The 26,751-nt window shown below is 49.3% G+C and carries 16 protein-coding genes; 1 reads left to right on the top strand and 15 read right to left on the bottom strand.

Annotated elements, in window-relative coordinates:
• The 6 genes from pilM to EJQ19_RS30955 form a co-directional block, all read right to left on the bottom strand.
• The coding region (pilM, locus tag EJQ19_RS30980; protein ID WP_126145070.1) for a pilus assembly protein PilM at positions 1-1,474 on the bottom strand (1,474 nt) is incomplete at its 3' end.
• Between the two features lie 12 nt (positions 1,475-1,486).
• Positions 1,487-2,245 (bottom strand): prepilin peptidase, encoded by a 759-nt coding sequence (locus EJQ19_RS30975; RefSeq protein ID WP_126145069.1) that lies wholly within the window; start codon positions 2,243-2,245, stop codon positions 1,487-1,489.
• A gap of 76 nt (positions 2,246-2,321) precedes the next feature.
• Positions 2,322-2,804: a type II secretion system protein gene (locus EJQ19_RS30970; RefSeq protein ID WP_126145068.1), complete on the bottom strand. Its 483-nt coding sequence runs from the start codon at positions 2,802-2,804 to the stop codon at positions 2,322-2,324.
• A gap of 22 nt (positions 2,805-2,826) precedes the next feature.
• Positions 2,827-4,035, bottom strand: a complete 1,209-nt coding sequence (locus EJQ19_RS30965; RefSeq protein ID WP_126145067.1) for a type II secretion system F family protein — start codon at positions 4,033-4,035, stop codon at positions 2,827-2,829.
• Entirely contained in the window at positions 4,035-5,087 is a 1,053-nt protein-coding gene (locus EJQ19_RS30960; RefSeq protein WP_126145066.1) for a type IV pilus twitching motility protein PilT, read from the bottom strand. The genes EJQ19_RS30965 and EJQ19_RS30960 overlap by 1 nt, the downstream gene beginning before the upstream one ends.
• Positions 5,088-5,108: 21 nt before the next feature.
• A complete protein-coding gene (locus EJQ19_RS30955; protein ID WP_126145065.1) occupies positions 5,109-6,773 on the bottom strand; it encodes a GspE/PulE family protein in 1,665 nt (554 codons plus the stop codon).
• 271 nt (positions 6,774-7,044) lie between these two features.
• On the opposite strand from EJQ19_RS30955, the gene EJQ19_RS30950 reads away from it, so the two are divergent.
• Positions 7,045-12,594: a DUF5057 domain-containing protein gene (locus EJQ19_RS30950; protein WP_126145064.1), complete on the top strand. Its 5,550-nt coding sequence runs from the start codon at positions 7,045-7,047 to the stop codon at positions 12,592-12,594.
• A gap of 55 nt (positions 12,595-12,649) precedes the next feature.
• On the opposite strand, the gene EJQ19_RS30945 is transcribed toward EJQ19_RS30950, so the two are convergent.
• The 9 genes from EJQ19_RS30945 to metH all read right to left on the bottom strand — a co-directional run bounded on the left by EJQ19_RS30945 (position 12,650) and on the right by metH (position 26,736).
• Positions 12,650-14,569, bottom strand: coding sequence for a hypothetical protein (locus tag EJQ19_RS30945; RefSeq protein WP_126145063.1), 1,920 nt, complete (start codon positions 14,567-14,569; stop codon positions 12,650-12,652).
• Between the two features lie 17 nt (positions 14,570-14,586).
• Positions 14,587-15,147: a prepilin-type N-terminal cleavage/methylation domain-containing protein gene (locus tag EJQ19_RS30940; RefSeq protein ID WP_126145062.1), complete on the bottom strand. Its 561-nt coding sequence runs from the start codon at positions 15,145-15,147 to the stop codon at positions 14,587-14,589.
• The gene (locus tag EJQ19_RS30935) at positions 15,131-15,664 is read right to left on the bottom strand and encodes a prepilin-type N-terminal cleavage/methylation domain-containing protein (protein WP_126145061.1); all 534 of its coding nucleotides are present in this window, start codon (positions 15,662-15,664) and stop codon (positions 15,131-15,133) included. The genes EJQ19_RS30940 and EJQ19_RS30935 overlap by 17 nt, the downstream gene beginning before the upstream one ends.
• Positions 15,665-15,814: 150 nt before the next feature.
• Positions 15,815-16,807, bottom strand: coding sequence for a metal-dependent hydrolase (locus EJQ19_RS30930; protein ID WP_126145060.1), 993 nt, complete (start codon positions 16,805-16,807; stop codon positions 15,815-15,817).
• Between the two features lie 33 nt (positions 16,808-16,840).
• Positions 16,841-17,803 (bottom strand): lysophospholipid acyltransferase family protein, encoded by a 963-nt coding sequence (locus tag EJQ19_RS30925; RefSeq protein ID WP_126145059.1) that lies wholly within the window; start codon positions 17,801-17,803, stop codon positions 16,841-16,843.
• A 21-nt stretch (positions 17,804-17,824) separates the two neighbouring features.
• Positions 17,825-18,595, bottom strand: coding sequence for a GNAT family N-acetyltransferase (locus EJQ19_RS30920; protein WP_126145058.1), 771 nt, complete (start codon positions 18,593-18,595; stop codon positions 17,825-17,827).
• A 145-nt stretch (positions 18,596-18,740) separates the two neighbouring features.
• A complete protein-coding gene (locus EJQ19_RS30915; RefSeq protein WP_126145057.1) occupies positions 18,741-21,908 on the bottom strand; it encodes an S-layer homology domain-containing protein in 3,168 nt (1,055 codons plus the stop codon).
• Between the two features lie 457 nt (positions 21,909-22,365).
• A complete protein-coding gene (gene rnz / locus EJQ19_RS30910; protein ID WP_126145056.1) occupies positions 22,366-23,298 on the bottom strand; it encodes a ribonuclease Z in 933 nt (310 codons plus the stop codon).
• A gap of 27 nt (positions 23,299-23,325) precedes the next feature.
• Positions 23,326-26,736: a methionine synthase gene (gene metH, locus EJQ19_RS30905; protein WP_420901711.1), complete on the bottom strand. Its 3,411-nt coding sequence runs from the start codon at positions 26,734-26,736 to the stop codon at positions 23,326-23,328.
• Positions 26,737-26,751 lie beyond the last annotated feature (15 nt).

Genomic DNA, 26,751 nt, shown 5'->3' with positions numbered 1-26,751 from the left:
TAGTCCCTTGTGTGTTTGCAGACGTTCCAACGGCATCTGACGCACTGCCCCCCGCCGTATTCGCCCCACCTGACGTTTCCGAGATCGATAGCAATTGCACCGACTCGCCCAGGTTCAATTTCCGCAAATCAAACAAATAGCGCGCCGAATCTTCCATTCGTGCAAACAGTACCGATAGCGTAATCTGCGAATCCGAGGCAAAAGCCAACGTGCTCACATGCGCATCCGGAGGCAGCGTCTTCATCAGCGTATTTACCGTCGCAACGACATCCTTGCGCGATGCTTTCGTAGCCGCAATAAACGCGGCAGGGTCCGAGGCGGCATCGGGCTTTTTGGTCAACTTGGCTTCCGCTGCCGCGCGCTGTGTGTTCAATTGGGCAATCTTCGTTGAATTCGAGGCAATTTCCTTTTTATTGGTCCAATAGGTGGTCCCGCTAAGAACCGTACAAGCCAGCCACGCAATCGCAAAAAGCATGAATACAAAAGCTTTCACCTTCGTCTCCGTTTGACGATGCGGCAGCAGGTTGATGAACGCTTGTCCTTTTTGCAGCATCGCGACCCCGATCGAGGTTCTAAACGCATTTGCCTCAAAATCTTTCACTTTACTTGTCGTAAGCAAGTCGAAGTTAATCGCCTCGACACTGATCTCCGTTAGCGCTTGCTGCAATTCATTCACCAGTTGAACGCGGCTTTCGTTCGCCCCAGTCACCAGAATTTGCGAAATGCGGCTGTTGCCTTCCTGAATACTGTATTGGTAAAAGCTCAACATTCTTGAAATTTCGGCGATAATTTCCCCGATCTGATCCGCAGACAACTTCTCTTCCTGACTGTTCGCGTATTCCATCAGCGTAATCGTACGCATGAAAATCGGATTGCCTTTTTGCAGCATATATACTTCCAGCGAACCGGGCTCCAAAGAAATCAGCATCGTTTCTTCGAACGACGCCTCTTGCATTGATGCGATCGCCCTTGTGAGGGCCGAAGCCGAGATTTCAGCCGCTTTGACATGCACGCCCGCCGCCTCAAAAAGACTCACATAACTCGCAATCAGCTTCTTCGGCGCCGCAAATACTAGCACTTGCGTACTTTCCTGATCCTGCCCCACCTGCACGAAATCATAGATCGGATCCTCGAAAGGCAAATGCAGCGCGGTCTCCACCTCAAGATCCACCAGTTGGCGCAGCTCCGTCGCTTTGATGCTCGGGATTTTCATTTTGCGGATAATGATTTGAGAGGTCGGGATCGCAATCGTCGCCGCCCATCCCCTCAACTTCTCAGCTTTCACCCATTCCTTCACTTGGTGGCCCAGCATGTCGGCATTCATGATCTGATCTTCAATAATGATTCCGGGGGCAATCGGCATAGAGCCGCTTTTTCCGATCTCCCACTGCTTTTTCTTTTTGACGGAAACGTATCGAACGCCCGTAGGATCAATGGTAATCCCGATTCTTTTTTTTCCAAAGCCGAGCATCATGATCACATCCCGCTATCCAAGTAAATTCAGGTATACCTGTATCAGATCCGATCCATAGCCATAGGCAATCAGCACACCCGCCGCCAAATAAGGCCCGAATGGAATCGGTTGTTTTCGTTTGATAATGCCGCTAAGCAGCAGAACGCCGCCGAGGAGACTTCCCAGCAAGCACGCCAGGACAAAAGCAATCAGAATATGCGACCACCCCAGCACAATTCCGCAGACAAATAGCAGCTTCGCATCGCCCATCCCCATGCCGCCGCGCGTCACGAGTGCGATCAGCACAATGATGCCACAGCCGACCACAGCTCCTAACGCATAACTCCACCATGCTTGGTTACCAGGCACGAAGAGGCGCAGAAGGATTACGATTGGCAAAAAGAAGAGCAGTACTTGATTCGGGATTCGCATATATTTCAAATCCGAGATCGTAATGATTACTAATAAACTGACGAGTGTAAGGCCTACGATCGTTTCTGAGCTTATACTGTATGTTACATACACCCACAGGAATAAAAGGCCAGTAGCCAGCTCTCCAATTGGGTAGAGGATCGAGACCTTGGACTGACAATGCCGACACTTTCCCCGGCTAAAAAGATAAGAAAACACCGGGACGAGGTCCCTTGTTTTCAGTTGCGTTCCGCACGACGGGCATGCCGATGGCGGTTTGACAATGGATTGTTTGGCTGGCACGCGAAGCGCCACAACGTTGTAGAATGAACCGAGGACGAGGCCAAGGATGAAAACATAACAAGCGATGAGTGCGTTCATGGTTTGGGGCCGCTTTCTTTGATTTTAAAAAAGGAATCGGAATGGACCGATTCCTTTTTATTGCGATAAAACAATATTAGCTTTCAGATGTTAGAACAGTTGTATCTTTAACCGTTTCCCCTGTACTTGAAACCGCAGAGGGGCCATCAAGTGTCCATGATTCAGTTGAAGTATCATCTTCACCTGTTCCAATTTGAATGGATGTCAGTGCTCCAGAGGTAAAGGTAACTTTGCCAAGCAATATTTTGAGTTTACTGCTAGGTAGTACAATACCGGGATCAAGATATTTATGAGCTATTAGATCACCTTGAACTTTAATAACTTTAGGCGTTGAGGAAGAAATATCGATATTTTCAGATGTGACATATAATCTTGCAGCTTCGTAAACTTGATGGAATGTAGCCACATCCGCACTCTTCTTCGATTTCTCAATTACCCCCAAAATATAGGGCACCGCAATCGCCGCAATAACTGCCAAGATCACGATTACCGCCAAGAGCTCAACCAACGTAAAACCCTTCTCTTCCTTTTTCAAACGATTCATCATTTTAATCAGCATAGTTCCATCCTCCTATTTAATCTCAACCTAAATTGCCATACATACTAAACATCGGCAGCATGATCGCTGCGACAATACCGCCAACCAGCCCCGACAGGACCACGAGCAATAACGGCTCCAAGAGGGATTTCAAACGATCCACCGTATTCTCGACATCCATTTCGTAGAAATCAGCGATTTTCTCCAACATTTGATCCAAGGCTCCCGTTTCCTCACCAATTGCAATCATCTGCGTTACTAGAGGCGGGAACACCCACGCGTGTTTCAAAGGCTCGGATAACGGATTTCCTTGACGAAGCGAATCGGCCGACTTGCGAATAAAGCTGCCAATGACTTTGTTGTTAACGACCTCTTCCACGATCGCGAGCGACTGCAGGACAGGTACTGCGCTTGAGTAGAGCGAAGACAACGTGCGCGTCATCAGCGCCACAGAGCCTTTTAGCTTCAGCTTGCCGAAAATCGGAATTTTCAGCTTCATATAGTCAATCGCATAAGCGCCTTTCTCATTCCTTTGCGCAACCTGATACACAAGAACGACGGCTGCAACTACGATTAACCAAGTCACCCATTGATGCTGAATGCTGTTACTGACGCCAAGAACAAAACGCGTAATCCACGGCAGCTCCGCGTGAAGCGATTCAAATGTGCTGACGAACTGCGGTACGACGGATTTTAACAAATACACAACCGCCACAATCGATAGGCCCCCAACCGTCGCCGGGTATGTCATCGCTGACTTGATCTTTTCTTTGGTCACATGCTCTTTCTCAAAAAACTTGGCAAGCCGCTCCAGCGTTCCTTCCAAGTCCCCCGTTTCTTCGCCTGCGCGTACCATGTTAATAAACATAGGCGGGAAAATACGCCGGTGTTCTGCAATCGACTGCGAAAAGGATACTCCCTTCGAGATACTCGAAGCGACATCCGTCAGGGCGACTCTCAGTGCCTTACTCTCCGTCTGCGCCGCCAAAATTCTCGTCGCCTCCACGATATTCACGCCCGCGCGAATTAATGTAGCGAATTGCCGGCAGTAGACGATGAAATGAATCGTTTTGACAGGATTGCCGATGTAAATGTCCTTTTTTAACGCCCGGAACTGCTCTTCCTTCACGGAAAGAACGACATAGCCTTTCTTGCGCAGCTCCTGCACAGCCGTCGGCTTGTCTGCAGCGGATATTTTTCCTCTTAACTGCTTCCCGCCGCTTCCTCTGACCTCATAGATAAAATCGGACATTACAACGCACCGCCCTCAGCCAAATAGGCCCTTGCCGCAATCGGATCGATGAGTCCTTGCTGCATCTGCTCCTTTATGGCCATTTCAAGGGTATGCATGCCTTGGCTGCGGCCTGTTTGCATGATGCTTTTGATCTGATGAATCTTCTCCGAACGGATCAAATTGCCGACCGCCGGCGTATTTATCATGATCTCCGTTGCGCAGGTCCGCCCTTGACCGCCAGGCTTCGGGAACAGCCGCTGCGAGATGACCGCCACAAGAACGGCGGCAAGCTGCACGCGAATTTGCCCTTGCTGATGCGCCGGAAATGCATCGATAATCCGATCAATCGTTTGCGGCGCATCCGTCGTATGTAAAGTCGCAAAAACCAAGTGCCCCGTCTCCGCTGCCGTAACCGCCGCCGAAATCGTCTCCAAATCGCGCATCTCGCCGACCAGAATGACGTCCGGATCTTGGCGCAGCGCCGCCCTGAGGCCGTTCGAGAACGAACGTGTATCGCTGCCTATTTCCCGCTGATCAATTATCGACGACGAATGCGTGTGGAGAAACTCGATGGGATCTTCCAGCGTCACGATATGCTTTTTTTCCTTACGATTGATGTAGTCAATCATGGCTGCCAACGTCGAAGACTTCCCGCTTCCTGTCGGCCCTGTGACCAGCACCAAACCTTGCGGCTTGAGCGCGAGTGTGGAGATAACATGCGGAAGTTGAAGCTGTTCCAGCGATGGAATCGTTCTGGGAATCGTTCGAATCGCAACACTTACACGCCCCCGCTGTCGATACGCATTGATCCGGTATCTTGAGCAGCCTTCCAGCTCATAGGAAAAATCCAGTTCTCCCGCCTGATGAAAACGTTCGATCTGCTCACCGCTCAGCAAAGCCTCCGCCATACCGCGTGTTTCTTCCGCCTGAAGCGGTTCTGCTCCGATCGGCTGCAAGGTGCCGTGAACGCGCTGCACCGGAGGAGAACCGACTGACAAATGTAAATCCGATGCTTTCGACTCGTGCGCATGCTTCAATAAACTAATGATCCGATCTAATGAACCTGACACCTTTTTCCACCCCCCTTCACATTAATAAGCAACGGTTTCCCGGATAACTTCTTGTAATGTCGTGTAGCCTTGTTTCACTTTCTGAATGCCGTCGTCCATCAACTGAATGAGACCGTTCGCTTGCGCTGCCGTTCGCATTTCTTGCACGGACGCTTTATTGCTGATCAATTTGCGAAGCTCTTCATTGACCACCAAAATCTCATGAATGGCAAACCGTCCCCGGTATCCTGTCCGATTGCAGTTTCCACAGCCCGTTCCTTTGTGAAGCCTGTCAACGTGAATCCCTTTGTTGCGCATAAAAAACTGCTCCTGCTCTGTAGGCGTATATGCAACCTTGCATTCCGTGCAAATTCGCCGCACCAACCGCTGTGCCACAACACCGATCAGTGACGAAGCAATTAAGTAAGGCTCGACGCCCATGTCGCGAAAACGGGTAATGGTGCTGACGGAATCGTTGGTATGCAATGTGGATAAAACGAGATGACCCGTAAGCGACGCCCGGATGGCAATTTCCGCCGTTTCGGAGTCCCGAATTTCCCCGACCATGACGATGTTCGGATCCTGCCGCAAAATTGAGCGCAGCCCCGCCGCAAACGTTAACCCGATTGTCGGGTTAACATGCACCTGGTTAATCCCCTGCAGTTGATACTCGACCGGGTCTTCAATCGTGATGATGTTGGCATTTTCCTGATTTAAATGATTCAAAGCGGAGTACAGCGTCGTCGTTTTCCCGCTTCCTGTCGGCCCCGTAATGAGCAAAATCCCGTAAGGCTGCTCAATCATATCCCGGAACACATGCAGATTGTGGTCATTCAGGCCCAATTGCTCAATTGGCTTGACGCCTGTTGAAAGATCGAGCAGCCGGAGCACGATTTTCTCCCCGTGAATAGTTGGCAAGGAGGATACCCGAATATCGACTTGCTTGAAGTCGACCTGCATTTTGATGCGTCCGTCCTGAGGAAGGCGTCGCTCCGCGATGTTCAGCTTGGCCATAATTTTCAGCCTTGCGGTAATAAAGCCTTGCATCTGCTTCGGAATGACCCGTTCCGTTCGGAGATGGCCGTCAACGCGATACCGTATCATCACATTCGCCTCGCCGGGGTCCACGTGAATATCGGATACTTTGAGCTGAACCGCTTGTTGAATCATTTGATTCACGAGCCGAACAATCGGCGAATCTTCATCGGTGATTTCCGTCTCTTTGATGTCTTCGGTCGTCGGCATATCCGTCATCATCTGGCTCATGGAATCTTGAAGGCCATAATGACGGGCAATTGCGCGCTGCAGTTCATCCCGACTCGTAATCGCCGGCTCGATCCGATAACCTGTGCTCATCCGCATTTCTTCAATGGCAAAATAGTCCAGCGGATCCGCCATGGCGACCATCAGCTTACCGCCCTCTTTTTGCAGCGGGATGGCTTGATAGCGTCTGGCCATGCTTTCCGGAATGATTTTGGTAATCTCCGGGTCGATCTGATATTTAAACAAGCTGACATGCGGAATCCCAAGTTGAAACTCCAGTACCTCAATTAGCTGCTGCTCAGTAATATACCCTTGCGTTATCAGCAGATCGCCGAGTTTCTGTTTTGTTTTCCGCTGCTCCTGAAGCGCTTCTTGAAGTTGAGCCTCCGCAATAATTCCGCTTTCGACTAACAAATCCCCTAGTCTTTTTCTCACTAGCGCCATACGCGTTCAACTCCGATAACCATCATTAAGTAGGTATAAATACCCATATGTTCCAATGGAATTATACTACACTGGATACATTCCGTATATATTTTCTTGAAAACTTTTGAAAGTCCTCCTTATTTCGCGCTAGGAGCGACGTGAATTATTTATTTCTTTGCCAAAAATTAAAATATTTTTCGATTTTATGTGCACAAACTGTATGCTTTCATGCCGAAAAAGTAGTAAAATAGTCTCATACATATAACAGATAGAAAAAGGAGGAGAGATTATGTTGTCAAGCGCCTTTAAGAAGATCAGTATGGTTCTAATCGTTACATTGCTTGCCTCACTGTTCAGTCTCGCGGGTACACCATTAACGCCTCGCGCATTGGCAGCCAGCGGAGACAGCGTTACCGTCGCGCTTAAGGCGTCGAATGGGAAGTACGTGTCAGCGGGGCAGGACGGCGGCTCAAGTTTGAAAGCAAATGCAGACGATCCCTGGTTTGGGGAATTATTTGACTTGATCGAACAGAGTGATGGGAAATATGCGCTGAAATCGAGGGCGAGTGGGAACTATGTTTCCGTTGACTCCAGCAAGAATAATCCGCTAAAAGCCAACTCGTCTTCCGTAGCTGACAATCAAAAATTCACAATGAGTTCGAATGCGGACGGTACGGTTTCTTTCCAATCAATGGTAACCGGCTACGGCTATGTGACAGCACCGAACGATTCAACCTCCATGTCGCCAAGTTCCTCGTCCATTACGGACAAAGAGAAATTCGCACTCACTTATTTCGATCTCACAAAGCCGCTCAAAATTCTTGAGATCAAGGATTTGGACAAACCGTCCAGCGGCGACACGGATACCATCGTATCCGATCTGAAAAACCTGCTCGGCACGAACAGCAATCTTAAGCTTGAAACGATTTCAATTAAAACGTTCGTTGCCCTTCGCGATGAGCTTGACGGGAAATACGATGCCATCTATTTTGGCAAAAGCTTGTTCAACCCGACATCGGAGACTGGCAACAATCACAACACCCGTTACAAAGAGAACGATATTACACAGTTAAAAGCGACAGAAATTAAAGACAAATACATAACCAAGGGTCTTCCGGTCATCTATTATAATGATAATTCTGCTAAACGCGGCCCAATTTATCAAGGCTATCTGAACAACGGCACCTGGAACCAAAGCAAAGGCAACTTATACAACCTTTTCAATACCTATGTATCATCACCTGTCAGCAATGTCATTGCGGTGAACCAAACACAGATCAATTCGTTGAGCGCTTTTCTGGGGCAAACGCACTTATTGACTGCAGCCAATGTCAGACCGCAGCTGAACCTTACAGGGCAGCCAACCGACTACTCGGCCAGCGCGAATCGCAGTTCTTCCTTCTCGCCCGGCGACACGCTCACCTATACATTCAACGTCTCCAATGTGCGTAACCTGGAGCAGCGCAATCTGGTGGCTAACCTTTATTTGGGAATAGACAGTGTGTTGAAATTCCAGGCATCGAATCTGGTTCAATCGAAGGCTGTGACCTCGCTCAAGAACAACACCATCAGCTTCACTCTGCCTAAAGGTTACTCCGGTTTGTATTACTGGCGACTAGAGCTAGTAGATACGACTAGCACAGGCAAGCTCAAGGATGCGGTATCGGGCGTTTTCCGATTCAAAGATCAGCCACCGACGATTAACGTGCTGCAAGTGCTTCCGAATTCAACAAACAGCAAGAGCTCGTTGAAAGATTCCGCTAACATGAATCAAAGCTATCTGAACACCAACGATTACAAAATTAACATCACAGTAATGGACTTCACTACGTTCAACTCCACGGAATACAGTCAATTGAATAGTAAGTATGACATGGTCATATTCGGATTCAACGACTCGTATAACGGCACGGCTAATATATCAGAGACAGCGGCAGCTGCTGTACAAGCGTACATTGGCACCGGACAAGGCGTCATGTTTACACATGATACCGTGTATCAAGGCAATCAGACTTGGATCAAATATTTCCAAACTGCAACCGGACAGCTCAGCCCGATGACTAATATGGGTCTCAATGCACCGAATACATCCACTTCGACGGTCAAAGTGAATGAAGGATTGCTGACCCAGTTCCCTTTTTACATTAGTGAAATGACACCACAAGTTGCAACGACGCATGATCAATACTTCCGACTTGATCTTAACGATCCTACGATCATTCCGTGGTACAATATCAACGGTTCACCGCGGGATGTTCAAGATAGCTGGAACCATTACTACACCTATTCCAAAGGTAATGTCACATACTCCGGTACGGGACACAACTTCGTGAACTCGACCCGGAACAGCGCATTCCCCGAATGGGAGCAGCAGCTTTTCGTCAACACGATGTATCGCGCGTTTATCGGTTCCAACCATAAGCCGACGCTGGACATCTTATCACCTGCTCCATTCGACAATACGAGCAAAAACTATATTTCGGCGAACAGCCCGATTTCAGTTACTTTTAAACCGGACGACCTGGATTTGAATGATAAGAAGGTCATCTCTAACGTCAAGTTCACTTATACAGACAGTGCCGGGCATTCCAAAACAGATACCATGCTTGCGGATACAGAAACGAACAAAGGTGAAACCATCACTCGCTCGTTCACGAATCCCCTTGCAGCCAGCGGCGGCGATTTGACAATTACTGTGACAACGCGAGATTCATCAGGTGCCATGGAAACGAAATCCGTAGCTGTCAAAGTGATTACTTCGACAACGCTGACGCCTGAACGAACGATTTCCACGGAAAAAATTGAAGTTGGTCAACCGGTGACGGTCAACTACACGATCAAACCACTTGCCAAGCCTTATAGCGCGGCTACAAATGTCGATGATCTAAAAATTACCGGCCTGCATTTCAAGGAAGTGCTACCCGCGAATTTGGAAATCGTTTCGAAGCCGAACACACTTACAGCGACAGGATCGCTGGCAACAGGTTTCACGCTTGAAGGGGATATTACCGACATTCCCTACCGGAGAGATGGCAATCAATTTGTGGCTGACAATACAACTTTCAATGTTGTCGTGAAGCCTAAAAACAGCGGCGATTATTCACTTTCTAACGCAAACCTGACTTACAAAGACTACGCAACCAATACGAATCAAAACGTCTTGTTCTCGAACAAGGTCTTCACGGCTTTCGTGAAAGCGACAAACCTGACTTTGGACAACGTTACGATTGCCAAAGGCGATACGACGAAGCTGATTCCTAAAATATTGCCGGTGAATGCAACATACCAGCGAAATGAGGACTTTACTTGGGCATCCGACACCCCTGCCACTGTAACGGTTAATGCTAGTGGTGAAATTACCGGGCTTAACGCAGGTACGGCCACTGTAACCGCTACAGCCAAAGATGGCAGTGGATTAGTGGCGACCGCCATCGTTTCGGTTATTCAACCAGGGTTGAACATCACCGGGCCTACTCAAGTAGCCGTTGGTTCTACAATAGACCTGACTGCGGCATTGGTATCCGTCAATGAAAATGTCACCTCCGTCAGTTGGACTTCATCCAAACCAGCTGTGGCCAATTTTACAGTCGATAATAAAATTAAAGGCACGCTGTCCGGTAACCAAAAAGGCACGGTCACGGTTACTGTAAGCGTAACGACCGACAAAGGTCGCTCGTATTCCAAAGATTACAACGTCAGCGTATTTATACCGATCAGTTCAGTGTCGATTTCGGACAAAGTGATTCGCGTTGGAGAAAACGTTAAATTAACGCCGTCCTATTCACCTTCGAATGCGGACTACCCTAACTTTACGTGGACATCTTCGCGCAATGATGTTGCTTCGATCAGCGATAGCGGCGTACTAACAGGTAAGGCTGCTGGAGAAACGACGCTGACCGTTCGTGCAACGGACGGATCGAATGTTTCTGGGACGGCGAAGGTAACGGTTATGCAGCCGTCGTTGACCATTAGCGGTCCGACAAGCGTTTACGTAGGTGACAGCATAACATTGGCAGCCACCTTGCAAACGGTCAATGAGACTATCGCGAGTGTTACATGGGAGCCTGACAATCGGGACAAAGCAGACTGGAAGACAGACGGCGACATGAAACGCATCGTTACTGGAACTGCAGCGGGAACCGTAAATGTTCCATTGACCGTTACGACAAACGCTGGCAGCACCTACACGGCGATTTTCAGTTTTACAGTCAAGCCGGTTTTAACTCAATCCATTGGCTTGAGTAACAAAACGATTCGCGTTAACGAGGACTACTCGCCAATTGTAACGTTCACTCCTGCTAACGTAACGAATAAAGCATTGAGCTGGAGTACCAACAACTCGAATGTTTTAACTATTGATAGCACGACAGGCACGGTAAAAGGTAAATCGGTCGGCAGCGCAACTATCAGCGCCATAACGATGGATGGTACGAACAAATCGGCATCAGCCACGATTACCGTGATGCAGCCGAAACTTTCCATCTCTCATCCGTCCAATTTACTTCGTGTCGGCAGTGAGTTGGAATTGAAACTGAACTTCACAACTGTCAATGAGGAGATCGCTACTACATCATGGAAGCCAGGCAACAATGAGTACGCGAGATGGAGAACCAACGAAGCTGAAAGCAATGACATTCGTTACATCACCGGTTTATCGCCAGGAGATATTCCACTTTCTGTCTCGCTCGTCTCAACGAAAGGCAACACTTACGAGGCTACAAGCAAGGTAACGGTATTCTCACTTGATTTGCCAGATACAACGATTGATATTAATGAAAAGAAACAACTCGCACCCCTCATTCTTCCGGCAAATATCATTCCAAATGATTTTACATGGTCGAGTAATTCTTCTCACGTAACCGTTGACCAAGCAGGCAATATCGAGGCGATAAGCGTGGGTGAAGCCCAAATAACGATCGTAGCGAAGAGCGATCCGACACTTACGGCAACGGGAACGGTAAAAGTCATTCAACCAGGTGTTTCGCTGGTGTTAAATGGCAGCGCGGGTGTAGATGCTCCCACGTCGTTGCTAGTTGGAGATAAGATTGAGATCAAAGCTTCCTTCGAATCTACGAACCAATCTGTGAAGCACGTAAAATGGGATATTGACGATCCCAACGGGGCAATTAGCCCGCTTGATCCCAATTCCACCGATGATTTCAACAAGGAATTTACCGGCCTCAAAGTCGGTGTCGTTCACGGTACAATCACGATAACAACCGATAAAGACAAAACCTACAACGCAAGCTTTACAATCAATGTCACAAACCCTGTTCGTTCCGTTGATATTACAGCAGAACATGATTCGATCAACGTCGGCGATTCAACGAAATTGACAGCCGTCATCGAACGTCCTGATGCTGTACACGATGGCTTCCAATGGTTTATTGTTGAGGAAGGCACAACGGGTACCGGTGAATTCAGCAACCAGTCAGGTGCGACAATTAGCTTGAAAGGCAAGCAAAGAGGAAAAGTCATCGTACGTGTACTGGTCGGTGGAAAATCCAAAGAGAAAGAGATTACCGTTAATCAATCGATAACCGGTCTCTTCTTACCGGAAGGCCCGATTACACTAGTATTGGACGGCAACCCAGATTCAACCAACCTTTGGACACCACTTGTCATCGTACCTTCCCTGCTCAAAGACGAGGTTCGTGACGAGTTGCAATGGACAGTATCCGATCCGAACGTTGTTACATTCGATAAGGAAACTGGAGTTGCAACTGGCGAGAAAGTCGGGACAGCTGTCATTACGGTCAGCGATCCGAACAATTCGAGTATCAGTGACTCTGTCACCATCAATGTGATTTCGCAAAAAACTTACAACAACCGGTATTAATCCGAAAGAAAGGCTCAGAGCATTGTGCTCTGAGCCTTTTCTTTCATTTATTTACCTAAGGCATGACACGCTTGCCACGAATTAACTGAACCGTATTTACTCTCGGAAGGGCCGCTGCTTGATCCTCGATAATCGAGTTATTGTAGGAGATGATAAATCTCGCTCTGTCTCCAGCAATAGCCGATTGACCGATTTGATTCCCCTCGCCCTCAATATACTCGTCCGAAGTCACGTCAGCGTTCCCTCGCAATGCGTTGATCGTCAGTTTGCCTTTTGAGAAGAAACCGCCATTTATCCAAAAGATGGAACCAACACCATACAGATCCGCTGTAGAATCGGTATAAAAAAAAGCATCCAAAATTTGAATTTCGCTTTCAATTGCGCCCACTGCGCTCGTAAAGCCGTTCTCAGGAATTCTTTTAAACGTTCCATTCGCCTCGGTGTTAACCCTTGTAATCAGAATGCTTCCTGCACTAAAAAGAACTAATTCTTTTCGTACAGGATTGCCTTTACTATCTAATTCCTCCAAACCTCGAATTGTGGCATCTTCAATCACGGTCTGACCAAGTGTAAACAGCGTAGCGTTCATATCCACCTTCCCGCGAATGGTTACGTTACCTGTGACGAGTAGATTCGCTCGAATCTTAACCGGTGTTCTCGACGTATTGCTAATATCGAGATCTCCGAAAATAATAAACCAATTACTATCATCAAACCCATTATTATTATCATCACTGTGGTGTTCCTTGGCTTCCGTGCTGAATTCCAGCTTTGAAAAATCCTCGTTGTTAATATGAAAATCGCCACGATAGAGGATAGACCCTTGACTCGAAGCCTCAAGTTTTTCGTGATAATCTTCTCCATTCTTATTAACGCCATTAATATAACTTTGAAAATCGGCCATTTCAGTGGTATAGGTGTCCATCTGCTCGGACGTTTCAGAACCATTCGGCTTAAGTGGACTAATTTTCGCCAGTTTCCCGCTGGATATCAAGTACTGCATAACAGCCGTTTTATTAGCAAATTGATTCGAAATTTTTTCGCGATCATCCTTTGAACCGCCGATTGCCTCCGTCAATTTATCCACAAAGGAATCTTTCATATTAATGCCGATGAAATCTTTTTTGTTTTTAATCTGTAATTTGGTTTGACATTCCTCTTCACTCATGTTATCGCAACGTAATATTTGATTCGCTTCTTTCGCCTCGACATCTCCGCTGAACTCTTTGATCGATTTGTAATTATCGCAAAGCGGCGTAAGGCTGGAGTCACAGTACTGAATATTGTCCAATGACTGCACATATGCAATGCCATTTAGAGTCGGGAATGTCGTACCTTCTTTTTTCACCGCATCGCTTTGATAGTAATATTCCGCCTGATTTTTAATTAGCAGTTTTTTGCCCGCGTAAAGATTACCGCCGTTGTTGTCGGAACCCAAAAAATAAGGAGATCCGTTAATGACGAAATCACCTTCCTCCGAGCCCGCTGCGTAATTCAATATATCCGGAAACGAATTAATTTCAATATCCTGTTGCAGAACACGCTGAACACCTTTAATTGTAGCCGTCGACGTTATTGTGATAACAGGACGACCCTCATCAACATTTTTTTCAGGGTTCAGGAACGCATGTATTACGATTCCCGCTTCACCTTCCCCATATTGCTCCGCATAATCCTCTCTCACCTCGCCGTTCCGATTTTCTATATCAATCAACCAATCGTTTAAATCAGCAGGCAATTGATCCAAATTAATGGTTTCATATCCCGCAAGCTTCCCCTTTACGATCGCTACTGCCTCATTCAATGCCTTCTCCGCCAGATGCACGCTCTGAACATCCTTTTGCTTCGTTTCTGTTCTGACAGCTCCGCCAATGGAAGCGCTGATAACAGCCATGCCAATCATCGTGAATACCACGATGATGAACAGAACGAGCAACAATGCCGCACCTTTTTCGTCTCTCCAACGTAATCGCATACGGCCTCCCCTCCTTTCTAAAATCCGAATCGACTTTTCAAGTTTAATATATGCACAACACCCTTATTGTCCGTTTGCTGTAAGTGTAAATCGACAACAATTAGTCCGCTGTTGCACGAAACAATGCCGTTGCATTCCAATTGAATTCGAGAGCCATTCAAATCTGATTTAATTTCAACAATGTTTCTTTCAGGGGGATTTTTCGTGTAATCTCCCATCACCACTTGTGTTTTTGTTTCCAATCCCTCAGCATCAGGAGCTTCCAAGTAGATTTGACTATTCGCTGTAATCGTATTGCCTGTAATTTCCTTACGCGTTAGCTGAATTCCATTTTCATTTGGAATACTTTCAATTGTCGTAGGTCCAACCGTATACATCTCAGTCATAATAGCAGACATCACCGTATCTGCTTCATCTCTCAACGAGTTTTCAACCGTGACTTTGTTGTAGGCTGTAAATCCATACGTGATCACGCCATAGATCGTACCCATCACCATTGAGAGTATAGTCAGAACAGCAATTAATTCAATCAGAGACAATCCGTTATCTTCTCGCCATAGCTTAACGAATGGATTCATCGACGATATCCCCCTCTACATTCGCTTGATAACGCATACTATCCGTTGAGCCCGATGTGTCCTTCACTGTGACGGAAATTGGCAATAAATAATCTCGCTTGCGACTTTCCTGATAGGTAACCACGACTTGATACAACTTTCCATTCACTTCCGGATTAAACACATCCCCGATCCCATAAAACTTGGATAAAATCTGATGCTCCCGAGGACAAATCAAACTCCCCGCCGTTTCCGTACAACCCGAAGTCGATAAATCTATCTTATCGTGACTAGGCAACGACAAATCCGAACTTCCATTGAAGTACGTCTCCAAATCCGAAAACGACTGCTTCTCCATATAAAAAAGCGCATTTCTCGCCAGATTGATCATCACCGTTTTATTTTGATTGCCCTTGTTGTACGACATCGCATGCAGGAAAAACGCCATCATCCCCAGCGAAGCGATCGATAAAATGACCGTCGCCGCTAATACTTCGATGAGCGTAAAGCCTTCGTCGCGCGATTTTTTCACTTTCATATGGTGCCACCTTCCGTCGGAACAGAAATCTTATACAATCCATTTTGTATCTAGGACTATTGTACCATAAATTCGCCAGGAACGGCCGAAACTCCTTTGGAAAAGAAGACAAATAAAAAGCCCTACTCCCATCGGAGTAAGGCTTCCTCGTCATACATACGGCGGATCCCAAGCTTTCTTGTTCCAGCCCAAGCTGTCGCTGACCACATTTAGATTCTCATCCAACTGCACATCCACGCCAAACGGCAGCTTCCGCTTGTGCCAGAACCGAACATCGCGCCATTCGACGACATAGCCGTCGCTTTTCGCTTTCCAGGACACATGAATGCGCTGGGCAAAATGGAGAAATGCCCGTACGCCTGCCGCTGTCATCGTCGCCTGCACCACCGGATGAGAGCTGCTGCCGTATGGCTGCTTGCCATATTGTTCCTCGATCCGAATGCGGCCATTTCTAATTTCTCCTAGATAAAAATGGCTCTCGCTCTCCACCACAAACTGCCATTTAAACCAGCTGAGTGTCGGGATGAGATGACAAACGGCGTCCGCCAGCCCAAGCTCACTTCTCACGCCTGCGATGTACCTGCTCCTCTGTCTGAAGCGAACGCAGATGTAGAAGAAGCTTGCGGCATAGATCAGCGCAAACATCTCGCCCACATACGCTCCCCCTGCGCCATGCCAGACGGCGAGCCAAATCACAGCGCCAAACGTATGTAGGCCGAACAAAAACGGCTCATACAAGCACAGAGTATCCAAGTGCAGCCACCTGCGCGTAAACGGTCGCAAACACTGAACACCGTATACATTAAAAAGATCCAACCCAACGTGAAACACCACCGCAGCCAAAATCCATACATACAGGCTCAACATATGCGCCCATACGCCAAAAATTCCCGCTAACGGCAGGCTAATCACAAGCGGCCAAATCAATAACGCAGGCAGCGAGTGGGTAATACCGCGATGCACTTTAACATAATTCGCATATCCGCGCAGCCGGGCGACGGCATCGAAATCCGGCGCATGTGACCCAATCAACGTGCCGGCAAGAATCGCGTGCCCAAGAGATGGATCCTGTACGACGGCAGGTTCCAAGCAAGCTAACCCAGCCAACGTGACGCCAAATAACAGATGACTTGCCGTATCCATAGGTCCATCACCCCTCCTCTTCAGTATTCGGAATTAACTTACCGCACTTTCCACAAGCTTGGAGTCGCCTACATCTCTGATATCCGCTTCCTGCTCCCATCGTTCGTGGGCATTGAACCAATAGAACCAGCTTGCAGGATGCTCTCGAATCACGTTTTCCATAAAACGATTTAATTCCACATTCACTTCGGCTCTCGCTTGCCGGCCATTAAGCGCATTGCTTTGGCTGTAGACCAGCGGCTCATGGAAGACCAACCGATGTTTCCCGTCCCGCCTCCGGTAACCGTGCATCGGTACAATGGGCACCTTCTGCTCCAACGTAAGCATCGCAGCGCCTTCCGGCGTTCGAGTCATCCGGCCGAAAAACCGGGAAACCGGAAACGAAGGCCGCCAGAAATCTCCCAGCAAAAACACCACGCCACCGCGGTTGACATGCTTTTTCAAAGTACGGTACAGCTCCAGCGGCGGCATGCTATCGTAATCAAGCCCTTGGCAGCCCATCGCTTGAAATTGCAGGTACATCGGCCTAAGCTCCGGACTTCCGGCGGATGCAACTGTCAGGCAATCATATTTTCGCGACAAATACCAGTAATAATAGAAGAAGTTGCCCACATGCGGCGTATATACGATAAAACCTTTTCCGTTCGCCTGTTTGAGCGCTTCCTCCAGATGGGCCTCGCCATCCACTTGAAACAGCTTAGCCGCGAGAGGAGGAAGGCGTTTCGATAGAAAAATGATCTCATACAGCGTAATCATGGCGTTGCACACATACTGTCTGGTTAGTAATTGGAGCTGCGCAGTGGACATCGGGCCCAATAGATCCGCCATATTGCAGCTAATCTGAGCCAATATGCCCTTCCGGGCTGCAAACATGGTGAAATACGCTAATATTGAACACAACCCGAAAACAATGCGGACCGGCAGCAGCGAGAGAACTTTTTGCCATAACCAGCCTTGCCCTTCTCCCGTGGTCAGCTTTGCAATCCATTCATACAAGCCGGTCCCCTCCTCTAAAAATCAAGGTGCTAAGAAATGCCGTTTGTATCTCCGCGTCACTTTGTCCTTTTGCAGGACAATGAAGAAATCAACGGTGCCGAACAACTCGTCATAGGCTGGATCTCCGCCAATTTCCGCGCCCAGCCACTGGTAGCCCTTCATCAAAGGCGGCAAGCTGCGGAACAGCTCTTTTTCGCTGGATGCGATGTCAACCCGTTCGAGTCCCGCAATACGATGCGTCGTAAGCGGCTTAATGCCGAAGCGGTCGGTCAGCACTTGCTTGTGACACAGCAGGGAGTAGATTAAGTTCAATTCGGCAAGCGCTTGAAAATGGACGCTGGCGCATCCAACCAAATACGTGATGTCGCGTTCGGCAATATAGCCGGCGATACCTTCCCAAAGCAGCTGAATCGCTCTGCCTCCGCGGTATTCAGGCGCAATGCAGCTGCGGCCGAGCTCTAGGGTATGTCTTTTATTGGATTCAAAAGAGGTAAGATCAAACTCGGTTTCCGAATAGAACCCGATACCGTCGAGTGCGCGATCTCCCGGCAGCAGTCGATACGTACCGACGATTCGCTCCGTGTCCAGATCTTGAACAATTAAATGATCGCAAAAGGCGTCATACACGTCAGCCTCAAGCTGCCCTTCATTGCGAAGACGAAGATTTTTTTCTTCTTCCACAAAAACTTGATAACGAAGTCGCATCGCCTGCTCAATATCACGGTCGCAATTAGCCAATCGAACCGTCAGCCTAGCCGGCTCCGGCGCCGTATTCAGAAGTACTCCGCTCATCTTCCTCACGCCTCTCGAGTAATGTCTTTCACGTTCAGATTAGCAGAGGATTATTAAGCTCTTATTTTCGTGTTGTGAAGAATTTGTAATAAACAAAGAACCGCAGCCTGCCTTCAATAGGCATTCTACGGTTCTGGCACCCTGTTCAGTTCATAAAATTCAAATAAACCAAAAGCCGGCTTAATGTGACGGCAGCTTGCGCGCGCGTCGCGTTGGCATGCGGGTTCAGATTCGTTTCCGTCACACCCTGCATCAGCCCCCGTTCCAGCGTGCCCGCAATCGCTTCTCGCGCCCAGCCGTCGATCGTGTTTTGATCGGAGAAAGGCTCAAGCACCGCCTCCTGATTGCTGGGCTCCACCGCATGCCCGGCCATCTGCATGGACCGCTGAATCATAACGGCCATCTGCTCGCGCGTCACTTGATCTAACGGCCGGAAGGTGCCGTCGTCATAGCCGTCAATCAAGCCCGCCGTCGAAGCGAGGGCAACCGGACCTGCAAACCAATCCCCAGCTTGAATATCGGAAAAAGCAGCCGCAGCCTCGCCGGCAGTAGCAAGAAGTCCCATGGCACGGGCTAGCAGCGCTGCAAATTCGGCGCGGGACACTTCTTTTTCCGGTGCAAAATGCTGTTCATCCACCCCCGCTACAATGTCTTTCGCGGCAAGCTTTTCTACGTCGGTTTTGGCCCAATGCGTCTGCATGTCTTGGAAGGCTTTATCCGCTTGAATAATGGTGTATAACCCGCCAAATTGGTCTTTAATGACAATCATCGTCTGGCCATTCTCGTTCGTCAGCACCGACGGTACAAATGTCAGCTTACCGGTATCCCCTTCCGTGCGAGCAGCCGTCGTATTGCCGGAATAGGACGAGCCTGGCAGTACGATGCTTCGCTCAACATAGGAGCCGTACTTAGCAATGTCGCTGCCACCCGCACGGAGCTGAAACTCAACCGGATTGGACAAAAGCAACGTCCCTCCCGTTTCCGAGACATAGCTGGCGATGGCGGCCCCAATCTCCCCGGCTTCATGCCGGATATATACCTGAAACAGGCCGTCCCTTGCTGCGGCTTGGCTGATGTGGCTTTTAAACACTCGCAGCGGGATCGTGAACTTAACATCATTCAAATTGACTTGAAGATTGGCCCTGTCTCCTGTATCCTGCAAGCTGTACAGCCAAGATGAGGGCAGCGTCACCACAGAAGTATCCTGATAGTCCTGCATCTGTACGGACAGTGTCGTCGTTCGACCGCTATTGAGCGAGCTTATCGCCCCGGAAAGCTCCGCTTCGCTTATCGTGACACTTGAGCGCATATGTCCATCCGGACCGCTGACCCGCTCCACCTGAGCCGTCAGATTCAACGTAGGACTGCCCGTTGGCAGCAGCATTTTGCCCGCAACCGTATATTCCGCCGTCGGTCCGTTCTGGGACCAATTGTTCGCCAAGTCTCCCGCCTCTACGCGGAAATGCATCGTGCTGCCTGCAGTGAGCTCGGATAGTTGTGTGGAAAGCTCGCTGCCGCTCACCGTCGTCAGTAGATCAGTATCTCGGTAAATGCGATAGGAGGTTACACCGACGTTATCCGATGCAGCCGTCCAACTCAGCGTTGCAGCATTCTCCGTATCCACTGTCACCGTTAACGTCGAGCCATAATTCCACGTTGGCGCTTGATTATCCACCATTTGCACTGTGACGTAGATCGTTGTGGAAGCCCCGCTGTAAGTAGCCGTAAGCGTAGCCGTGCCGGCCGCGACTGCCGTAATATACCCGTTGCTGCCTACACTCACAACGGAAGTGTTCGAGCTGGTAAGCGTCGCGCCGGAGGTGACGTCCGTCATGTTATCTTGATTGTCGTAGGCATGGATGTACAGACTGCGCGATGTGCCCTTGCTCATCGTCACACTGCTTTCGCTGGCTTCTAACCAAGATACCTGCGAAGTTATTGTAACAGTTGCCGATGCTGTAAAATTGCCATAGGAAACCGTAATCGTAGCCACACCGACATTGATACCCGTAATGGTACCGTTCGTGCTGATCGCAGCGATCGACGTGTTCGAGCTGCCGAATGACAATCCTGTTGTGAGCGTCTGCGTGCTACCGTCACTTTTATAGGCGACCACGTAAGGGTAACGGCTGGAACCCGCTTGCAGCGAATAGGCATAACTGTCAAACGCGATGCGATTAATATTGGACAGCGTGGATGTTACGGAAATAGTAGCCGTCGTCGTAAGACCGTTATACGAGACTGTCAATGTTGTAGTACCAAGCGAAACCCCTGTCACGACACCCGACGCACTGACCGTTGCCACCGATGTATCGGCAATGGTAAACGTTGCCCCCGACGAGATCGATTGCGAGCTGCCGTTCGCATAGACGCCGGAAAGCATAACGGAACTCGTATCCCCTGCTCCCACAGCATAAGAAGCCGCATTTAAGGCTAAATGGTGATAAGACGTCGTGCCAGGCGATAAGCTATCATTCACGCCGTACACTTGAAATTCGGCTACATTGGCATATAATCCCGATTCAGCGGAAGTGGTTGTCAGTCGGAAATACCGTGCCGTGACATTGCCTTCATCGACATAGCGCGGCTCTGCCTGCTGCAGATTGCCCGTTCGGTCAGCGAACGTGTACCAGGTCAAGCCGTCGATGGAAAAATCGATTTTATACCCATATGCATCATTGGGATTTGCATATGTCGTCTCGAAGCGCTGCACATTGCGAAGCTGGCCAATATCAACGATCAACCACTGCGGCAGCGAGGTTGTGCTCGGCGCCCAACTCGTCGTGAGTTGGCCGTCGACAGCTTTATCCGAACCCCAGGCGTTTGAAAAACTGCTGTAGGCAGCCGTCGTTTTAGTTTGAGACAGCAGTGCAAGCGGATTGTTGGCACTGTATACGCGCAAATCGTACACCCCAGCCCGATCCCCGGGTGAGCCGACCCCGACCACTGTAAGCCGTATAAATCTAGCCGAAGCATCGCCGGTATCCGTGTAAAAAGGAAAATTCACCGCTGTATTCGACGATCTGTCTGCAAACATCTGCCAGTTGATGCCGTCTGTCGAGGTTTCTAATTTGTAGGCATAAGAACTACCCACATGCTCGAACACGGTCTCCACCCGGCTAATATGTACCGACTGCGCCAAATCCACGGTCAGCCACTGCGGAAGCTGGGTAGATGAAGCAAGCCATTTCGTGCCGATAAAGCCATCCACCGCTTGATTTGCGCCATATGTCGCACCCGTCACAGTTGAAGCAACGGCCGATTTGCCCTGTGAAACTGGAATCTCCGCAGCGAATGCGGTCTTATGAAACATCAGGGCAAATCCCGCTGCAACCAAAAACAAGAGAATTGGAAGTACAGCTCGTCTCGCCGCTGGATACGTTATGGTCACCCTCTTTCATTAAAGCGTTTACAATCATTGTAACAGAACCCCCGTTCCCGTGAACAGGGTATAAAATCATAAATTTCGAATTATTCCGAATCTTTATACGTTTTTCGTATCTCCTTCAACATAATAAAAAAGACCGAGGAAATAAAGACAGAAAGCAGCACTTCAGCAAGTGTAATTTCCATACCTTCACCTCGATTAACGTGGAATGGGCCGGGCTCTCCAGACGCTGTAACCGTTACTATGAATGTATGAATGTATTCGGAGAATTGTACGCAAATTCCTGCGAATATTTCGACGATTTGCAAGATAAATCATAAAAAAATCCCTTCGCGCTGCCAATTGCAGAGCGAAAGGATCATTTTTAGGAAATATCCAGAAACTACGACATCTTTCGATGAATTTCAAAACTCCATAAATCTTTGGCGATGTAACTGTCGCCATGGATGGCTTTCGCCTCGAGCAGCAATTCCTCCACGTCATCGCCTTGATAGCGGGAGCTGAGATGCGTCATAATCAACGACTTCGCTCCTGCTTCCTCCGCAACGCGCGCCGCGTCAATTGATGTGGCATGATCGAACGCGTATGCCAAATCCTGCTTCGCTTGACTGAACGTCGCTTCGTGCACGAGCACATCGGCTCCGCGTGCAAGCCGCTTCGCCCCTTCGCAGTACCGCGTGTCGCCCAAAATGACGACCACCCGCCCCGGCAGCGGCGCGCCGACGAAATCTTGGCCGTCCAGCTTGCGGCCGTCCGGCAGCTCGACTTGCTCGCCTTGCTTGAGTTTCCCATAGAGCGGTCCCGCCGGAACACCAAGCTCTTTCAGCTTATCCATCATCAGCTTGCCGGGTAAGTCCTTCTCGGTGATCCGGTAGCCGAAGCACTCGATACGATGCTCCAGCCTCGCCGTCTCCACGATAAATTTGTCGTCTTCGAAAATGACGCCCTCTTCATCAAGCTCCTCAATTGTCAGCGTGTACCCTAGATGTGCGCCGCTAACTTCAAGCGCCGTTTCAACGAAGCGTTTGAGGCCTTTCGGGCCGAACATTTTCAAAGGCGTGTCTCCGCCAACGTATGAGCGGCTCGTGAGCAGTCCTGGCAGACCATAGAGATGGTCGCCGTGCAAATGCGTCACAAACAGGATCTCCGTCCGCCCTAGCTTCACCGGGGAATGCATAATCTGATGCTGTGTGCCTTCCCCGCAGTCAAACAGCCAGTACGTGCCGCGCTCATCCAGCAAATTCAAGGCAATTGACGTTACATTGCGCTGCTTCGACGGCATGCCGGCTCCCGTACCCAAAAAATAAAGTTCCACTAAACCATTACCCCAATCTATCCGACCTTATCCAACGTTAAAATAACGCGCCTCTTTGTGTGCGAAAACGATCGCGGAAACGGATGCCTCCGGCTCCATCATAAATGATTCGGTCAGCTCAATACCGATGTCTTCCGGCTTCAGCAAATTAAAGAGCTTCGCTTGATCATCCAAGCTCGGGCACGCCGGATATCCGAAGGAGAAACGCTGGCCGATATATTTCGCTCCAAAACGCTCCTGCATCGTCATATCGACCCGATCCGCAATGCCCCATACGTCACGCATCATATGATGCATACGCTCGGCAAAACCTTCCGCCACTTCAAGCGCCGTCGCTTGCAGCGCGTGAGATTTCAGGTAGTCTCCTTTATCCCGCCATGCTTTGGCAAGCTCATTAATATTGTGTCCCGCAGTGACCACAAGGAAACCGACGTAATCCATTTCCCCGCTGTCAACAGATTTCAAGTAGTCCGCAAGACACAGGTACGGTTCTTTATCCTGCCGCGGGAACGTGAACGTCTCCAGTACTTTCGTCGTATCGTTCGGATCGTACACGATAACATCATTGCCATTCGATTGCGCAGGGAAGAACCGGTACATGCCGTGCGCTTTGATAATGCCGTTATGCTGCGCATCGTGCAGGATGGAGTCGACCGTATCCTTGAGTTGAAGCGCTTTGGTATCTTTATCGCTGAGCAACTGCTCGACTTTCCCTTTGAGCCCAAGATGGTGCCCTAAGAGCATTTGCATATTCACGTAAGGCATAAGATGACCGATTGGGTAGTCGCGTAAAATATGACGTTCGGTATCCTGCGGCACTTGCACTGGCACGTCTTTGGATACGGCGGATGAACTAACGCGCGTAAGCTGCGGTAACTTCTCTTCTTTTTTCGCAGACTCCATCACATCCGACTCCATGCTCTCGCGAATCTCCTGAATAAGCCGCTGACGCTGCTCCGGGTCGGTCAACTGGTTGGCAATATCGAGGCCGTCCATCGCGTCCTTCGCGTAAAGCACAACGCCTTCGTACTCCGGTTGAATACGCGTTTTGGTGAACTTCCGGGTAAGTGCAGCGCCGCCGACCAGAATCGGCACATCGACGCCAGCCGTACGCAAATCTTGCGCCGTGACGACCATTTGCTGCGCCGATTTGACAAGCAGCCCGGAGAGACCGATCGCATCCGCCTTCTCCCTGCGATACGCCTCGATGATTTGCTCTGGCGGTACTTTAATGCCGAGGTTCACGATGTGATAACCGTTATTGGACAGGATGATCTCAACAAGATTTTTCCCAATATCGTGGACATCGCCTTTCACAGTCGCCAAGATAATTTTCCCTTTGACCGCGGAGTCCGACTTCTCCATAAATTGCTCGAGGTACGTAACGGACGCTTTCATGACTTCGGCGCTCTGCAGCACCTCGGCGACAATCAATTCGTTATTGTTGAACAAACGACCGACTTCCTCCATGCCTTTCATGAGAGGTCCGTTAATAATTTCAAGCGGTGCATACGTCTGCAGCGCAATTTCAAGATCTGGAATCAAACCTTCTTTGGTACCTTCAACGACATAGGAAGCAAGGCGTTCTTCCAGGGTCAGATTCGAAATTTTTTCTTTTTTCTCGACCTTCTTCTCCCGGAAATGCGCAACAAAATTCGCAAGCGTCTCGTCGTTGGTGTTGTAGATCAGTTCTTCCGCCAGTTGACGCTCCGCTTCCGGAATAGAAGCGTAACGTTCCAGCTTCTCCGTGTTCACGATCGCATAGTCGAGACCGGCCTTCGTACAGTGGTACAAATAGACGGAGTTCAGGACCTCACGTCCTGCATCCGGCAAGCCGAAGGAAATATTGCTGAGACCCAGAATCGTTTTCGCCTTCGGATATTTCTCTTTGATCAACTTGATGCCTTCGATCGTTTCCACAGCGGAACCAATGTATTGCGGATCGCCGGAGCCAACCGGGAACATGTTCGGATCAAAAATAATATCCTCCGGGTTCATCCCGTATTTCTCTGTCAACAATTCGTAAGCACGCGTCGCAACCTCCAGCTTCGCTTCACGTGATACCGCTTGGCCCCGCTCGTCGATCAGGATACACACGACCGCAGCGCCGTATTTATGAATCAAAGGCAGAATGCCCTCGAACTTCGTTTCGCCATCTTCCAGGTTGATCGAGTTGATGATTGCTTTCCCCTGGGAGTACTTCAACCCAAGCTCAATAATATGATCGTAAGTGGAGTCCAGCATAAGCGGAACTTTGACTTTTTTCACAACTTCCTGCATGAACGCTTCCGTTGCCTTCGCTTCGTCCACATCCGTGTCTTGCAAGTTGATGTCGATGATATGCGCTCCGTTTTTCACTTGGGTCCGAGCAATTTCCGAGCCTTCTTCGTACTTGCCTTCCTTGATCAGGCGCTTAAACTTACGGGAACCCGAAATGTTCGTCCGTTCGCCGACCATGATCGGTCTGTTCTCCGGCTCGATATACACCGTCTCAATCCCGGAAATCGCAGGCGGATGCGTGCCGTATTGGGTTCTCGGCTTGTAATTCGCCAGTGTCTCAGCCATCGCTTGAATGTGCGCGGGCGTCGTTCCACAGCAGCCCCCAGCAATATTGAGCCAGCCCTGCTCGGCAAAACCGGCCATCTTCTTGGCCAACGATTCCGGCGACTCATGATAGTGACCGTTCTCGTCCGGCAATCCTGCGTTCGGATAGCAGCTGATCGCCGTTTCTGCAATGTCCGAAAGCGTACGAATGTGATCCCTCATAAATTCCGGTCCAGTCGCACAGTTCAGTCCCATCGAAATCGGCTTCAAATGCTCGAGTGAGATGTAAAAGGATTCGATATTCTGCCCCGCGAGCGTCGTCCCCATCGGTTCAATCGTTCCCGAAATCATGATCGGCAGCTCGATGCCGGTCGTTTCAAACGCGCGGCGAATGCCGATGCTACCTGCTTTCACGTTCAGCGTATCCTGCGACGTTTCGAGCAGCAGCGCATCGACGCCGGCCTCAACAAGCGCCAACGCTTGTTGGTAATAGCTCTCTTCGAGTTGAGCAAACGTAACCCCGCCTGTAACAGACAGTGTCTTGGTCGTAGGTCCCATCGCCCCAACCACGTAACGCGGCCACTCCGGCGTCGAATATTTCTCAGCAGCTTCAATCGCCAGCTTGGCTGCAGCCATATTCAGCTCGCGGTGCCGGTCCTGCAAATCATATTCGGCAAGAACAACGCTCGTTGTTCCAAATGTGTTAGTTTCTATTAGATCCGCGCCAGCGGCAAAATAAGCTTCATGAATTTTGCGAATAACATCTGGACGAGTGACGCACAAAATTTCGTTGCAGCCGTCCAGGTCATCGCCGCCGAAATCATCAGCCGTTAAATTCTCTTGCTGAATCATCGTCCCCATGGCACCATCTAGGATCATAATCTTCTTCTTCATCTGTTCGGTAATTGG

The organism is Paenibacillus whitsoniae, assembly GCF_003955665.1.
Lineage (GTDB): Bacteria > Bacillota > Bacilli > Paenibacillales > NBRC-103111 > Paenibacillus_E > Paenibacillus_E whitsoniae.
Note: the sequence above shows the minus strand (reverse complement) of the source record. Positions and strands in the feature narration are given on the sequence as shown.